At 71.8% G+C, this 13943-nt stretch carries 10 protein-coding genes and 2 pseudogenes; 4 read left to right on the forward strand and 8 right to left on the reverse strand.

What is annotated here, in order from left to right:
* The first annotated feature begins 29 nt into the window (after positions 1-29).
* Positions 30-677 (forward strand): MBL fold metallo-hydrolase, encoded by a 648-nt coding sequence (locus Y694_RS09470; protein ID WP_036231845.1) that lies wholly within the window; start codon positions 30-32, stop codon positions 675-677.
* A gap of 24 nt (positions 678-701) precedes the next feature.
* On the opposite strand, the gene Y694_RS09475 is transcribed toward Y694_RS09470, so the two are convergent.
* Together Y694_RS09475 and Y694_RS09480 are read right to left on the reverse strand one after the other, a co-directional pair.
* A complete protein-coding gene (locus tag Y694_RS09475; RefSeq protein WP_011827694.1) occupies positions 702-1724 on the reverse strand; it encodes a M48 family metallopeptidase in 1023 nt (340 codons plus the stop codon).
* Positions 1721-3256 (reverse strand): hypothetical protein, encoded by a 1536-nt coding sequence (locus Y694_RS09480; RefSeq protein WP_011827695.1) that lies wholly within the window; start codon positions 3254-3256, stop codon positions 1721-1723. The genes Y694_RS09475 and Y694_RS09480 overlap by 4 nt, the downstream gene beginning before the upstream one ends.
* A gap of 125 nt (positions 3257-3381) precedes the next feature.
* On the opposite strand from Y694_RS09480, the gene Y694_RS09485 reads away from it, so the two are divergent.
* Both Y694_RS09485 and Y694_RS27135 read left to right on the forward strand, forming a co-directional pair.
* Positions 3382-3618, forward strand: coding sequence for a hypothetical protein (locus Y694_RS09485; protein ID WP_036231847.1), 237 nt, complete (start codon positions 3382-3384; stop codon positions 3616-3618).
* Positions 3619-3859: 241 nt separating this feature from the next.
* Positions 3860-4159: pseudogene (locus tag Y694_RS27135) on the forward strand (phosphatase PAP2 family protein); the annotation flags it as partial.
* A 228-nt stretch (positions 4160-4387) separates the two neighbouring features.
* On the opposite strand, the gene Y694_RS09490 reads toward Y694_RS27135, so the two are convergent.
* The 5 genes and pseudogenes from Y694_RS09490 to Y694_RS25705 form a co-directional block, all read right to left on the reverse strand.
* Positions 4388-5032, reverse strand: coding sequence for a DNA-3-methyladenine glycosylase I (locus tag Y694_RS09490; protein WP_036231849.1), 645 nt, complete (start codon positions 5030-5032; stop codon positions 4388-4390).
* Positions 5033-5084: 52 nt separating this feature from the next.
* Positions 5085-5327, reverse strand: coding sequence for a hypothetical protein (locus Y694_RS09495; RefSeq protein ID WP_152543430.1), 243 nt, complete (start codon positions 5325-5327; stop codon positions 5085-5087).
* 143 nt (positions 5328-5470) lie between these two features.
* On the reverse strand, positions 5471-8287 hold the full coding sequence (locus tag Y694_RS09500) for an ATP-binding protein (RefSeq protein WP_036231852.1): 2817 nt from the start codon (positions 8285-8287) through the stop codon (positions 5471-5473).
* 74 nt (positions 8288-8361) lie between these two features.
* Complete coding sequence (locus Y694_RS24790) at positions 8362-8967, reverse strand: 2-hydroxychromene-2-carboxylate isomerase (RefSeq protein ID WP_011827701.1); 606 nt, start codon at positions 8965-8967, stop codon at positions 8362-8364.
* A 1330-nt stretch (positions 8968-10297) separates the two neighbouring features.
* A pseudogene (locus Y694_RS25705) lies at positions 10298-11602 on the reverse strand (CHAT domain-containing protein); the annotation flags it as partial.
* 707 nt (positions 11603-12309) lie between these two features.
* On the opposite strand from Y694_RS25705, the gene Y694_RS09530 reads away from it, so the two are divergent.
* Positions 12310-12513, forward strand: a complete 204-nt coding sequence (locus tag Y694_RS09530) for a hypothetical protein (protein ID WP_036231862.1) — start codon at positions 12310-12312, stop codon at positions 12511-12513.
* A 76-nt stretch (positions 12514-12589) separates the two neighbouring features.
* On the opposite strand, the gene Y694_RS09535 is transcribed toward Y694_RS09530, so the two are convergent.
* The coding region (locus Y694_RS09535; protein WP_036231864.1) for a lipase/acyltransferase domain-containing protein at positions 12590-13943 on the reverse strand (1354 nt) is incomplete at its 5' end.

Below are 13943 nucleotides of genomic sequence, written 5' to 3' on the forward strand. Positions count from 1 at the left end.
CACTGAGTTGCCAAAGGACAGGTCATACGATGCTCCAGTACCTCACTGTCCCCGTCACCGCCTTCCAGCAGAACTGCTCCATCGTGTGGTGCGACGCCACGCGCCGCGCCGCCGTCATCGATCCCGGCGGTGAGCTGCCGCGGCTGCGGGCCGAGGTGCGGCGGCTGGGGCTCACGCTCGAGGCGATCTGGCTGACCCACGCGCACATCGACCATGCGGGCGGCACCGCGCAACTCGCCCGCGAGGACGCGCTGCCGATCATCGGGCCGCACGCGGCCGACCAGTTCTGGATCGACGGGCTGGCGCAGCAGAGCCGGATGTTCGGCTTTCCCCCCAGCGAGCCGTTCACACCGACGCGCTGGCTCTGCCCCGGCGGCGTGGACGACCGCGTGACCCTGGGCGACTGCGAGCTCGAGGTGCGGCACTGTCCCGGGCACACGCCGGGGCACGTGGTGTTCGTCTCGCGAGAAGCCCAAAGGGCCTTCGTCGGCGACGTGCTGTTCGCTGGCGGCATCGGCCGCACCGATTTCCCGCAGGGCGATCACGACACGCTGGTGGCGGCGATCCGCACCCAGCTCTGGCCGCTCGGTGATGACATCGTGTTCATCCCCGGCCACGGGCCGGAGAGCAGCTTCGGCCGCGAGCGGCGCCACAACCCCTACGTGCGCGACGTCTGAGCGCCCGCGCTCGCGCCCCTGCGCTCAGCGCGACTGCTCGCGCGTCGGCGTGGCGGGCTTGGTGGCCTTGCGGTCACCGCTGTCGGTCAAACCGGCGTCCCAGCGTTGCGGTGGCTTGGGCGCGCGTTCGTACAGCGGCAGCACCTTCGGCAGGTTGGCCTCGATGTCGCGGATGCGGGTCGGCCCCTGCGGGTGGGTGGAGCCGTACTCGGCCAGCTTGTTGCCGCTGCCCCCGCCCCCACCGCCGGTGGCCTGGCCCATCTTGGTCCACAGGCTCACGCCGGAGCGCGGGTCGTAGCCGGCGCGCGCGGCCAGCTCCATGCCCACCAGGTCGGCCTCGGACTCGTCGTCGCGGCTGAACTTGAGCTGCAGCAGCTGCGCGCCCATGCCGGCGAGGGTGCGGCTGGCATTGCCCAGCCCGAGCAGGGCCGCGCCGATCTCCAGGCCGATGTTGGTGGCGGTCGACTTGCCCATGCGCTCTCGGGCGTGCTCACGCAGCGCGTGCGCGACCTCGTGGCCCATCACCATCGAGACCTCGTCGTCGGTCAGCTTGAGTTGTTCGATCAGGCCCGTGTAGAAGGCGATCTTGCCGCCCGGCATGCAGAAGGCGTTGATCTGCTTGCTGGCCAGCAGGTTCACCTCCCACTTCCAGCCGGGCGCGCGCCCGTTCCATTCAGGCGTGAACGGGATGATGCGCCGCGCGATGGCGCGCAGCCGCACCGTCTGCGTGTCGTCGGCGCCCACCAGCGCGTTCTTGTTGCGGGCCTCCTGCAGCAGTTGCGCGTACTGCTGCGTCGCGGCCTGCTCGACCTGCTCGGCCGGCACCAGCTTCGAGAAGCTCGACTGCTTGCCGACATCGACGCCCTCGCGCGCGCCGGCAGCCGGCAGCAGCAGCGCGGCGCCCGCGCCAGCCAGCGCGGCATTGAAGCGGCGACGCCCGGGGCGGGCGGGCGTAGGGGTGTCCACGGCGTTCTCCGGTGCGTTCAGTCGCGCGAAGGCGGCGCACAGGCTGCAGTGGTAGCGGGGAGACGAGATGAACTGGCTCATGGCGATGAGACTCCGGGCGCGGCTTCGCGTTCCAGCATCCGGCGCACCGACGGCAACAGCAGGTAGGCCGGGAACGACAGCCAGAACGTCAGGAAGAAGTAGACGGCATACCCCAGCTCCTGGGCGCCGATGCCGCCGGCCCAGCCGGCCACCGCGCGGCTGAAGGCGAAGATGCTCGACAGGATGGCGTATTCGGTGGTCGCGCGCGCCTTGCTGGTGATGCCCATCAGGAAGGCGAGGAAGGCGCCGGTGCCCAGCCCGCCGGTGAAGCTCTCGAGCGCACTGGCCGAGTAGACGATGGCCTGGTGCAGCGGCTCGACGCCGATCGTCGCGGCCGCACCCGGCGTCAGCAGCGGCACGGACCAGGCCGCTCCCGCGTAACCGAGGTTGGACAGCGCCTGCCACAGACCCAGCACCCACAGGCCGCGGAAGATGCCGCGCTTGTCGACGTACCAGCCGCCGACCAGCCCGCCAGCGATCGACAGCGCCAGCCCGAGGTTCACGCTGACGAAGCCGATCTGCCCGGCCGTGAAGCCGGCGTCGACCCAGAACGGCTTGACCATGAAACCCATCGCCGCGTCGCCGAGCTTGAAAAGCAGGATGAAGGCCAGCACCGCCACCATGCCGGGCCGCAGCAGCAGCTCGACCCAGGCGCCGAACACCGGCCCGTCGCGCAGCGCCAGCGCTTGCGGTGCGCGCGCCGCACGCACCAGCAGTGCCGCGCCGGCAAACATCAGGCCGACCGGCAGCGCGCCGCGGAACCACCAGGTGGTGCTCACGGCCTCGACCGCGCTCCACTGCAGTGCGCGGGCCAGCGGCCCCAGCACCGGCCACAGCAGGCCGACCAGTACCAGCCCCAGCGCGACCAGGAAGCCCGGCTGGGCGCGCAGCAGGCCGAGCTCCTTGCCCACGCTGCTGGGCGGTGCGCCGACGCGCGGCCGCTCCGCCGGGGCCAGCAGCGCCATGCCGGCATTGAGACCGAACACCACCGCGCCGAGCGCATAGGCCGCGCTCCAGCCGAGCGTGCCCGACACCATCAGCAACACCCCGGCGGTCAGCATCCCGGCGCGGTAGAAGCCGATGCGCAGGCCGTTCGCCAGGCCGTACTCGCGCTGATCGAGCAGCTCGATCGTGTAGCCGTCGGTCGCGATGTCGTTGGTGGCCGACAGCACGGTGAAACAGCCGATGGCCACCCACACCCAGGGCCCGAGCGCGAGACCGAACACGGCGAAGCCGATCATCACGGCGGCCATGCCGAGGTTGGCCGCAGCGACCCACCAGCGGTGCCGGCGCGCCCAGTCGACCATCGGCGCCCACAGGAACTTCACCGTCCAGGCCAGGCCCAGCAGCGACAGCAGACCGATGTCCGCGAGGTTCACGCCCTGCTGGCGGAAGTAGACCGGGAACAGATCGAAGAACACCCCCAGCGGCAGGCCTTCGCTGAAATACAGCAGGGCCACCCAGAACAGCTTGCGCCGGTAGGCGGGGCGGGCCGTCGTGGGGGCGGGCGCAACGGGAGGCACGGCGGTCATTGCGGGCATTCTAGGGAGGGCCCCCGCTGCGCTGTCGCCCCGCCGTCGGCACGGAGTCCAGCGCGGGACTACAGTGCTGACGGGCCCCGACCGTGGCCTATTCCTCATTCACAGGAGACCCGACGATGAAGAAGCTGCTCCCCCTGGTGCTGGCCCTCGCGGCCGGCGCCGCCATGGCTCACAATTGTCCGAACGAGATGAAGGCGATCGACGCCAAGCTCGCCAGTTCACCGAATCTGGGCGAGGTCGACCTGGCCAAGGTCAAGGCCCTGCGCAGCGAAGGCGAGGCCGCGCACAAGGCCGGCAAGCACGACGAGTCGATGAAGGCGCTGGGCGACGCGAAGAAGATCCTCGGCATCTGAGCGCGGCGTGATCCTTGCCCCGCGTTTCGCGCGGGCCGTGCCTTGCGGCGCGGCCCGTTTGTTTTCCTGGCACCTCGAACCGGCGACGCTCGATCGATCTCCCCACACGCCCGATGACATTCGCACACGCCTCCTGGCACTGGCTCACCCGATTCGGAGAATCCGGCATCGTGATCCCGATGGCCCTCCTGGCTGCTGCGTGGTGGTGGTGGGCCACGCCGAGCCGGCGGCCCCTGTTCGCGTGGCTGCTGCTGCTGGGCTCCGCAGCCTTCCTCACGCTGGTGACCAAGGTCGCGTTCATGGATGGGGCCTCGGCATCGAGGCGCTCGACTTCACCGGCCTGTCGGGGCACTCGATGCTGGCCGCCGCGATCTACCCGGTGCTGGCGCGCACGCTGGCCAGCCCGGCCGCGGTGCCGCCGCGCTGGGCGATCGTTGCCGGCTATGCGCTGGCGGCGGTGATTTCGCTGTCGCGCGTCGTCATCGGCGCGCACTCGGTGTCGGAGGTCGTGCTGGGCTTTGCGGTGGGCGGGGCGGCGAGCGCGGTCGCGCTGATGCTCGAGACCCGTCATCCGCCGCCGCTGCCGAAGCACTGGCTGGTGGTCGGGCTGGCGGGCTGGCTGACGCTGATGCCCGTGGTCGCCGCGCCATCGGGGACGCATGGATGGTGCAGCGGCTGGCCAAGGCGTTGTCGGATCGCGACGTGCTCTTCACGCGGGCCGATCTGCACCGCCTGCGGCCGCCCGGCTGAGCGGGCCGGGCCCCGGCCGTCAGCGCGGCGGTTGCAGTCCGCGCCGCGCCTGCAGCGCTCGTTCGCGCACGTGGCAGCCGTCGAGGTGGTCGTTGACCAGCCCCATCGCCTGCATGAACGCGTAGACCGTGGTCGGGCCGACGAAGCTCCAGCCGCGCCGCTTCAGGTCCTTGCTCATCGCCACTGACTCGGGCGAGGTGGTCTGCGTCTTCAGTGTCTCGAGCGTCATGCGGCGGGGGCGCGAGGCGGGCGCCGGCTCATGGCGCCAGGCGTAGGCCGCCAGCGAACCAAACTCGGCGCGCAACTCGATCACACGGCGGGCGTTGTTGAGAGTCGACTCGATCTTGCCGCGGTGGCGCACGATGCCGGCTTCGCCCAGCAGCCGCTCGACATCGCGCCCGGTGTAGCGCGACAGCCGCTCGGCATCGAAGTCGGCGAACGCGGCGCGGAAATTCTCGCGCTTGTTCAGGATGGTGAGCCAGCTCAGGCCGGCCTGGAAGCCTTCGAGGCAGAGCTTCTCGAACAGCCGCCGGTCGTCGGTGACCGGGAAGCCCCATTCGTGGTCGTGGTAGTGCTGGTAGGCCGGCGTGGCCGCGCACCAGGTGCAGCGTGGCGCGCCATCGGTGGCGGTGTCGAACAGGCCGGAGGGAAGCGGTGGGCTCATGCGGTGGACTCCTCGGCGCGCATCATGCCTGCCGGAGAGCCGTCCCGTATCTTCAGTGCAACCACACCGCGACGGCCAGTGCCACCGTCGCGCCGTCTTCCTGGCCACCGTGCTCGGTGACGGCGAGGCCGCGACGCAGCTCGTAGCTCGAATCGAACCAGCCGCAGGCCGGCAGGCCGTCCTCGGCAGCCGCTGCACGGTCGTCCTCGCGTGCGGCGCGGCGCGCCCGCACCAGGGCCAGCGCCGAGGTCTTGCGGGCGAACAGGCGGGGGGTGAAGCTGAAGCTGAGCATCATGAAGGCCTCCGTTGAGCGTGTGCCTTCAATGTCGTCGCCGCCGGGCGCAGCGACCATCGCCCCGAGGGCGGCCCCGCGGGGGCACCGGGCCGAGGGCCCCCGCGGGGCGAAACCGGAGCGGTGACGGGGCGTGAAAGCAGGCTTCAGGCGGTACCGTCCAGCACGGCGTCGAGCCCGGCCAGCACCTGCGCCACATCGATCGGCTTGGTCCAGTAGTCGTCGAAGCCGGCACGGCGCGCCGCCGCGATCTGCTCGTTCATCGCGTCGGCCGACAGCGCGATGCAGCGCAGCGCCCGTGTCGACGGATCGGCGCGCAGCGCCTGCACCAAAGCCAAGCCGTTGGTATCGGGCAGGTTCATGTCGATCAGCATCAGGTGCGGGGAGAGCTCGCGCGCCAGCTGCAGGCCGCTGGCGCCGTCGTCGGCGATGTGGAGCTGCCAGTCGGGGCGGGCTCGAAACACCTCCTGCAGCAACACCTGGTTCAGCAGTTCGTCCTCGATGTAGACCACCTGTCGCTGCGCGCGCCGCGGCGCGGGCGGTTCGTGCAGTAAGGCTGCGGGCTGTGTGGCGAGGTAGGCGCTGCCGCTCGGCTCCTCGGCCTCGGGCAACTGCAAGGTGAAGGTCGAGCCGGCGCCCGGCACGCTGACGACATCGATGCGACCGCCCATCGCCTCGGCCAGCTGGCGTGCGATCACCAGGCCGAGACCGCTGCCTTCGATGCGGCGTCGTTCGGCACCCAGCCGATCGAAGGGTTGGAACAGCCGCGCCTGCTGCTCGGCCGTCAGGCCGACGCCCCGGTCGCGCACCGCGATCTTCACCGTCCCGTCGCTGCGCTGCAGGTTCAAGACCACCGGACTCTGTTCGCCGCTGTACTTGATGGCGTTGGACAGCAGGTTCACCAGTACCTGTTCGAGCGCACGCTCGTCGCCGCTGACCCACAGCCCGCTCGGTGGCGTCGGCTCGATGGTGATCGAGCGCCCGCGCGCCAGCGACTGCACCAGGCTCAGGCTCGCGTGCAGCGCGGCGTCGAGATCGACCGCCAGCGTGCGCACCGCGACCTCGGCGCTTTCGATGCGGCTGATCTCCAGCACGTCGTTGATCAGATTCAGCAGCCGGTTGCCGGCCCGCTGCACGCTCGCGAGGCGCTGCGCCTGCGGAGCCGCCAGCGGGTGATCCTCGTCCAGCGCCATCAGCTGCGTGAAGCCGAGGATGCCGTTCAGTGGCGTGCGCAGCTCGTGGCTCACCCGCGACAGGAATTCGCTCTTGGCGCGGCTCGCCCGCTCGGCCTCCTGCATGCCGCGGGACAACTCGTCGGCCAGCTGCTGCTCGTGCACGTCCCGGCAGGTGCCGATGACACCGGTCGGCGCGCCGGCCTCGTCGCGCGTGGCACGCACCACGAACTCGAGCCAGCGCACGCTGCCATCGGGCTGGCGGATCCGATACCGGCCCTCGAACGGTCGTTCGCCGGCCAGCGCCTCGCCGATACCGGCCATCACGGCGTCGCGGTCGGCCGGATCGATCTGTGCCATCCAGTCGTCGAGCGTCACCCGGCCATGCGGGTGCGAAAGTCCGTGATTGATGCAGGCGCGGCGATCGAGGTTGACAAGGCCGTCGGCCAGCACGAACTCGGCGATGCCGATGCGCGCTGCGTCGGCGGCGATCTGCCAGCGCTCTTCATGGGCCTGCAACGCCTCCTCGATCGCCTTGCGCGCGGTCACGTCGGCGGTGAATCCGTGCCACAACGTACCGCCGTCACCCAGGCGCGTCGGCGCCGCACGCATCTCGAACCAGCGCAGCGAGCCATCGGGCAAGGTCATGCGGAAGCTGTGCTCCAGCCGTGTCAGCCGCGCCGCGCCCTCGGCCAGGGCCTTGCCGAGCGGCGCGAGATCCGGTGGGTGAACGTGGCGGAAGAAGGTCAGCGCATCGGCCTGCAGCGTGGCCGCCGCCATCCCGAGCACGCGTTCGGCGCCATCGCTGACGAAGGGGTAGCCGGCCCGGCCGTCGGGATGCTCCTCGAAGGTGAACAGCATGCCCGGCACCTGCGCGGCCAGTTCGCGCAGCGTGACCTCGCCGCGACGGGCCTCGCTGGCTGCCGCCAGCGTCGACGTGACGTCGCGCACCGTGCCGCGATAGCCCTCGAAGCGGCCAGCCGCGTCGAACACCGGCACCGCGCTGCGCGACAGGTAGAGCAGCCCGCGCGGCGTGTGCTTGGCGGTCAGCACCCGTGCGAACGGCTCCTGGCGGTCGAGCAGCGCCCGGTAGTACTGCGCCGGCACGCGCGGACTCCCGTCGGCGTCGAGCAGCTGGGCGTCGGTGATGGGTTCGCCGAGCTGCCGGCGCGGGTCGATGCCGGTGATGGGCTGGAAGGCGTCGGAAAGCCACCGGTAGCGATGCCGTGCATCGCTCTCCCACATCCAGTCACCGCCGGCGCGCGCGAAGTCGAACAGGCGCTCGCGCAGCTGCGACGCTTCGCGCAGGCCCTGCCGCGACTGCAGCAGTTCGACCGCGGCACAGCCCAGTTGCGCCAGCGCTTCGCGTTCGCCGGCACCGAGCGTGCGGGGCTGGAGGTCGAACACGCACAGCGTCCCGACGGCCAGCCCGTCGATGGCCAGCGGCTGGCCGGCATAGAAGCGCACGCGCGGGCCGTCGGTGACCAGCGGGCTGTCGCGAAAGCGGGGGTCGCGAGCCAGGTCCGGCACGGTGAACAGGCTCTCGCCGAGGATCGCGTGCGAACAGAAGCCCTGGCTGCGCGGAATCTGGGCGAGCTCGAAGCCGCTGCGCGACAGGAACCACTGCGCGTCGTCGTCGACCAGCGAGATCGCTGCCAGCGGCGCACCCGTGAGCCGCGCCGCGCAAGCGGTCAGCGCGTCGAGGCCGGCACCTGCTGCGCCGCCGAGCACCCCGAGCTCGCGCAACAGCGTCAGGCGATGCGCCTCTCGGGGGTGGAAGGGGATCGGCATGGTGTCGCGGGGGGCGGGCCCGCGTATTGTGGCGTTGCCGCCGCGGCCTCGACCGCCGGCCGGCGGTGCCGCGTTCAGCCGGCCTTCAGGCGCCGCTCGAGGAAATCGAGCCGGTCCTGGCCCCAGAAGATCTCACCCTGCACCACGTAGCTCGGCGCGCCGAACACCCCGGCATCGACCGCCGCCTGCGAATCGGCCTCGTACCGCTCCTGCACCGCCTGCGAGTGCGCGGCCTCGAGCCGCGCGGCCGGCAGCTCGCGCTCGACCAGCAGCGATGCGAGCACCGCTTCGTCGGCGATGTTGCGGTCGTGGACCCACACCGCGCGCAGGATGCTGTCGGCGATGGCCATTGCAGCATCGGCGCCGTCGTGCAGGTCGACCGCGATGATCAGCCGTGCGGCGTCGTCGCCGTTGACCGGGAAGTACTTGGGTTCGAGGTTCAGCGGGGCGTGCAGCCACTCGCTGAAGCGCTTGAGCTCCACCAGCCGGTACGCCTGGCGCTGTGGCGCGCGCTTGCCCAGCGGCAGGCCACCCGACACCGGGAACACCTTGCCCCCCAGGTCGACCGGCATCACGCGGATCGTTGCGCCGGCCTTGCGGGCGATGTCCCAGAAGCGCAGGTGGCCGAGGTAGGTGTACGGCGACTGCGGCGCCAGGTAGTAATCGATGGTGGGGCGCATGGGGTCTCCGCTCGCGTGGGGATGGGCCGGCGCTCGGGCGCCTATGCAGCGAGTCTAGAGGCTGCCCGCAATCGGTGCGGCGGCGCGCGGAAGTGGCCCTTCGCGCCGGTGCGACCCGCGGCCGCACCGACATCGAGGGCGGGCTGCCGTCAGTGCCCCCCGCGGCCGCAGGTGGCCAGCCGGGCCAGCGCGTCCTCGGTGAGCACCGGCAGCATCTGGCGCAGGTCTTCCCAGGGATGCGGCCCCGGCTGCCGCTGCAGCGCGAGCGACAGGTGGCGTACCAGCAGGAAGCGGTGCTGCAGGCTTTCCACCTGGATCGGCGAGGGCCATCGCACCAGGGCCCGGTCCAGCAGGTCCAGCGCCACGGCGAAGTCGTCGAGCGGATGGGCGGGGTCCTGCAGGTGCGCGAGCAGCGTGCGGGCGACCAGCAGCTCGAGCTTGGTCGTCTGGTGCCAGAAACTCGCCAGGTCGTCCAGCGCCGCCAGCTCGTCAAGCAGCGCGCCGGCCTCCGCGAGCCACAGCGCGATCGGGCCCAGCGCCGGAGACCCGGGGTGCGGCGTGCCGGCCTCGGCGAGGCGGCCTCGGCCACACCGAGCTCGCGCCGGGCCAGCCCCGCCAGTGCCGCCGCGAGCATGGCGTTCGACAGCGCATAGGCGCGCCGGTCGGCCGCGTCCCCGAAGTGGCGCTTGCTGCGGTACGCGCTGGCGAACAGCTTTGCGGCCTTCACCAAGGCCTCGGCCACGGCGCCCAGCGCCTTGTCCTCGTCGAGCAGCCGGGCCGCCTGGCGCAGCACGAAGCCGCCGCGCAGGCCCTGGCGTTCGGACGTGGCCGAAGTCGGCGCCACGTCCTGGTCACCGAGCGGCCAGCGGCCGAGCGTGTCGTTCGACACGTCGTCCAGCCGATCGAGCAGACTCTCTGCGGCCAGTTGCGCGTCGGGTGAGGCCGAGCGCGACAGCGAGTTCACCAGCAGCTCCAGCTGACCGATCTGCACCTGCGAGTAGGCGCTGCGCGCGCCCAGCTGCAGCGCGCGGGCTGCGCTGTCGTGGTCGCCCAGCTCGCGGTAGGCGCAGCCGAGCGCCGAGCGCACCCTTGAATCGCTGAGCCAGGCGCGGCGCGCCTCATCCGCCGCCAGCGTGGCCAGCAGCCGGTCGATCTGGCCCAGCACAGCCGCCGCCGGCTTGTCGCCGGCTACCGCCACCACCTGCACGATGCGGTCGGCCAGTTCGTGCGCGCTCATGCAGCCGTCGGCATCGCGCAGCAACGAGGTGCCGGCCGACGCGGCGGCGGCACGCGCCGGGGCGTGCAGCCGCCACTGCGGGTCGCCATAGCACTGGTAGGCGCCCCAGGTGTTGTGCTGCGCACCGCTGTCGGCGTGCACCGCCTCGCGGGCCCCGCGAACCGCTTCGCCGAAGGCCTCGCCGTCGAGCAGCGCGCGGTACAGCGTCTTCGCGAACAGCAGCGCCGCCGCGTCGTCGACCTGCCAGCCCGCGGCGACCACCGCCTTCGAACCCATCTTGATGAACTGCAGCGCCAGGCTCGCGGCGAGGATCGGGTGCTTGCGCGGGCCGGCGCCGGGTGTCGTCAGCCCCTCGGCGTCGCGGCCCGAGTAGCAGCAGTTGATGAACACGAATTCGGGTGGCGGATTCATCTGGTCCACGTCGGCCGCGGTCAGCACCTCCTGATGGCTGAGCACCATGCCGGTCTTGCGGATCTCGTGCGCATCGAGCCCGCTGCCCATCGTGCGCACCCACTGGTCGACCACGCCGTGGCCGCACAGGTGCAGCAGGCGGTAGGGCTTCTCGAGCAGCGCGATGCGCACCTGTTCGAAGCTGACCGTCGGGCCGATCAGCGACGACGGCAGCCACTCGCGGTCGTCGTGCAGCAGCAGCTCGTTGACGGCCTGGGCCTCGGCCTCCGCGCCCTCCAGCGTGCTGAAGGCCAGCGGCGCGCGTCGGTCGTCCTGCCAGTTCGCGGTGCTCGGCGCGCCGACGATCAGCGCGTCGTAGCCGGTGATCGCCTGCGGCAGGCGCCGGAAGTCGTCGGTCACGCGCTGGCGCACCAGGCCGGCGTGCACGACGAACGGCCGCGGCGTCTCGCCATCGGCCGGACCGGCGAGTGCCGGGCTCAGCAGTTCCCAGGGGTAGCGCGCCGATTCGTCGTCGACCACCAGCACCGTGTTGTCGAGGTTGGCCAGCCGCTCCTTCAGCTCGTAGGGCAGCAGCATCTGGAACAGCACGCCGCCGAAGCGCGGATCGGTGGGGCTGGCGATGCGGTCGGCCGCGCCGGTCTGGTGGTCGCTCACGCGGTCGATGAAGCGGCGCAGGCTGGCCACGTCGGAATAGACCTGCGTGGATTCGACCCGCGCGCGCTCTCCGATCAGCGCGAAGTTCAGGCCGCCCAGCGCGTCCTGCCTCACCACCAGGCGTTGCCACACCGAGCCCACGGCACGCGGTCGGTAGCCGCGGATGCCGCCCTCGCGCACCTCCAGCACCGGGTGGTCCCAGCGCAGGCGCTCGGCCCATTCGTCGCGCGCCAGCAGTCGCCGCAGCTCGTAGGCTGCGTCGAGCGCGATGTGCTCGTCGATCTCGATCACCTCGACCTCGCGGATGCGCACCGGCTGCGGCCCGCCGGGCATCTGCAGCAGCAGCTGCGCCGCGCGCCACACCCCGTAAAGCAGCCCGGCCAGGCTGTCGCGCGCGGTGACGGCCTGCACGTGGGTGCCGACCAGCACGGTCGACAGCCGTAGGTCGACCGGCTCGCTGCCCCGCGCCGCATAGGGGTCGCGGTGCACGTGCTCGAAGGCATAGCGCAGCACGCCGCGCGTCACCGTCTCCGACAGCAGGCCGGGTGTCAGCTCGCCCACCCGTGCCCAGCCCCAGCAGCAGCGCGCCGGGGTAGGCGGGCGGGGTCACGCCGTGGTTGTTGGGTCGCAGATAGTGCCCGGTGCGGCTGGCGCCGACGAACAGCTTCAGGTCGATCAGCCGCTGCAACTGGCCGTCGAGCTTCTCGTCGACGCGCTTGGCGGCACCGGACACACCGTCGTCCTGGTAGTGGCCGACCATCAGCGGGTAGCGTGCGAAATCGAGGCTGCCGTGCACCACCCGCACCTCGATCGGATCGGGGCTCGGTACCGGCTCGGGGCCGCTGCCACCGTGCGCCAGGATGTAGTCGGCCAGCTCGTCGTCGTCGGTCGGCAGCAGCGCCGGCTGCGGGGTCGGGGGCCACACCGTCAGTGCCGTTCCGGCGCCGCGCCGCTGCGGTGGCTGCTGCGGCAGCCGGCGGGTGCGGCCCGCGGTCAGCAGCTCGAAGTAGGCCTCGAAGCTTTCGCGGTGGTCGGGCAGCGTGCCGTGCTCGCAGGGCGCGTACCAGGTGCGCTCGGGCGCCAGCGCCGAGTTCCACGGCACCGTGCCGTCGCCGCCGTCGCCGGCCAGGAAGTCGATGCCGCGGCGGGTGGCGATCACCGCCTCGCCCTCGCCGAACACGGTCTCCCAGGCATCCTGCGGCGGTCGCATCTGGAGCACCGTGCTGCCGGTGCCGGCCACGTAGAACACCGAAGGGTCTTCACACAGCGCCTGGAAGCTGTCCTGGAACGGGCGGCTGCGCACGAAGTCACGCGCGGCCTTCAGCACCTGCGGGTCGGGCAGCTGGGCGCCATGCTCGGCCTCGGCGATGCGCTGCCAGCTGGCGGCATCGAACAGGTCGCCGAAGGCCGGGTCGCTGTCGTGCGGCAGCATCTGCAGCAGACCGGGGAAGCCGGCGCCGAAGCGCGCCATGTCGCGGTCGGACACCTTGCGCGCCAGCATCGCGAGCATCGTGGCCAGCCGGTACTGACGCAGCAGCAGCATCGCCGGCGCGTAGGAACCTTGTTCGGCGTGCCCAGCATCACCAGGCGGCTGCCGCGCTGCTTGAGGTCCTGCCACAGCGCCTTGCCGGCGACGTCGACATAGAGCGCCTGGCGCGCCACCAGGCCGCCCATCGAATGCACCAGCAGGTGCACTGGCACCGTGCCATCGTCCAGCCGCTCGACGATGGCGCGCAGTTGCTCGCGCAGGCCCGCGCCGCTGTGCTCGATCGACAGCCGCCAGTCGAATGGCACCGCGACGACGCGAAAGCGCGAGTGCGCCTCATCCAGCAGGCGCTCGTAGCTGGCCGCCAGCAGGCCCCCGGCGCGCAGTGCGCTGCCGTCGGCACGCGCGTCGGGATCCTCGAGCGCCAGCCGCTCCAGCGATCCGTCGAGCATCGCGCCGAGCGTGAGCCAGATGCGATCACCGCCGTCGCGGCGCTGCAGCTCGCTGCCCATGATGCCGGGCAGCACCAGCAGGACCGGCTTGCGGGCGTTCTCGCGCAGCCCGAAATCGGCCAGCCAGGCCTCGAATGGCCGCCGGCTCAGCGGGTCGGTCTTCAGCGCCTGCAGCGGGCCGCGCGTGCGGCGCTCGTCGTCCGCCAGCGCGGCGAAGCCGTCGTCGCGTCCGGCCAGCGCGCTGAACAGCGCACTGCGCGACAGGCTGCCGGCACCGAAGTAGGCGAAGTGCGTGACGGTGGGCCCCTCGCAGCGCAGGCTGCGTGGCGGCTGCGCGCTGCGCTGCAGGCCGCCGAACATCGAGCGCGTGTGGACCACGAAGTCGTGGTCGTGCAGGCCGTAGAACACGTCGCCGAGCAGCGTGACGATGCCGCCCCAGCCCTTGCCGCGCGAATCGCCGGCGATCACGCGCAGGCGGTCGGTCGGCTGCGCGCCGCAGCCGGCCAGCGCCAGCGTCAACGGCGAGCCGGGGATCATCGCTTCCAGCCCGGGCACGATGCGCGCATCGGCGCGGGCTGCGACCAATGAGCGCACCAGGCGCGAGACGCGCTCGAACGCCAGGTGACCCACGCCGCCGGTCGCGCCGCCGACCGCCAGCCCGACGGCGCGCAGCAGCAGCGACAGGAACAGGTCGGTGCGGCCGTCGGCCAGCAGCGTGCCGCGTGCCGGGCAGGCC

This window comes from Methylibium sp. T29-B (assembly GCF_000576225.1).
In the GTDB taxonomy this organism is placed as follows: Bacteria; Pseudomonadota; Gammaproteobacteria; order Burkholderiales; family Burkholderiaceae_C; genus Methylibium; species Methylibium petroleiphilum.